General features: G+C 59.0%; 1 protein-coding gene. It reads right to left on the minus strand.

What is annotated here, in order from left to right; translation table 11 throughout:
* On the minus strand, positions 1–392 hold a 392-nt coding region (gene rfbC, locus EK403_RS22005), incomplete at its 3' end, for a dTDP-4-dehydrorhamnose 3,5-epimerase (RefSeq protein WP_128779590.1).
* Positions 393–1431: the final 1039 nt, after the last annotated feature.

The raw sequence follows: 1431 nt of genomic DNA on the forward strand, positions 1-1431 counted from the left end.
GCCACTTCGGTGTCCGGCTCGAGGGTGCAGAACCCGTGCGCGAAGCCGACCGGGACATAGAGCTGGTTGCCCTGCTCGGCGGTGAGCGTCACGCCGACATGCTGGCCGAAGGTCGGCGAGTCCCGCCGGATGTCGACCGCCACGTCGTAGATCGCGCCGCGCACACAGGAGACGAGCTTGCCCTGCGCGAAGGGCGGCAGCTGGAAGTGAAGCCCACGAATAGTTCCGGGGAGGGAAGACAGGGATTTGTTGTCTTGAACGAAGTCCGCCAAAACGCCGGCTTCTGCGAGCGCCGACTTCTTGTAGATCTCAGAGAAATAACCCCTCGCGTCGCGAAAATATCTTGGCCGTATCTCGACCACATCGAAGATCCGTTGCCGGATGAAATCCATAGACGCGCCCCCGCGCACGCATGACGAAGACAGGACCTAACCGGCAGACAGCCCCAAATTCAAGGGCGGACGAAGCCATCGATCGTTGCTGCGAGCCGGAGCTTTGGCCGCGCGCCTCGTAGCAGGAGGCGCGGCGGCCGGACTCGGCCTGATGGCGCATTCGGCGAAGAATGGTCGGTCGACTGAATCTGCCAGCCAGCTTATGGCTTACGCCCTACGGGACTTTGACATGCGCTCGATCGCAAGGAGTCCAAGATTGGTGATGCTGTAGAAGTCATCTGATCTTACAACATACCCGAGCGTGACTATGTTTGGTGACTGCGCCTCGCGACTCAATATGCTGTTTACATCTTTTACAGAATGTCCGGCCTGACTAAGTCTATCGACGAGATGAAAGGCATTTATGTTGCCTCCCTCCTCTTGAGCCACGAGAGTGAGGATTTCCCACTGAATATCTCCATGTGAAAATTCAGAGAAGTCTACGATCGAAGGAGGAGAATACGGAATCACACCGGAGCCCTCACGCTAGGAATTCCCAGCCGCACCATCAGGTTCGATGCGATCAAAATCAAGTGTGATATTCTACCATGCAACGCACTTTTGGCCAACAGAGTGCCTTCTTCATCCGCCACCGGGCGACCGCGCCGGCCAGTATCAGAGCATTTTCCGTCATGCTGAATCATACCCGTACGGCCTGAAAGAGCCTCCGCAGCCTTTGGGCGTGAGGAGGTTTTGCGATGTGCGCGACTGAGGCCAGAGGCCGATGCCGCAGGTGCTTCGGTGTTCCAAGAAAGCTGCGCCGCAATCAAGGGCTGGCCTTCTGTGCGGTCAGACACCCTGACTCATGGCGAGGAGGTCTGCCTGGCGCGGATTCTTGGGATCCCTAGATCGGGAAGCTCGGCCACGTGGTGAGTTGATCGCACCAACCTGCGCGACGCCGGGCCGGTAGGTGGCGCCAAAACGGCGCTTACGCTCCGATCGCCTTAGAGGCGCTCGCACGCATCGCCGAGCTCTACCGGATCGAGGGCGGCATCCACGG

It is taken from the genome of Hansschlegelia zhihuaiae (assembly GCF_004103825.1).
GTDB lineage: Bacteria > Pseudomonadota > Alphaproteobacteria > Rhizobiales > Methylopilaceae > Methylopila > Methylopila zhihuaiae.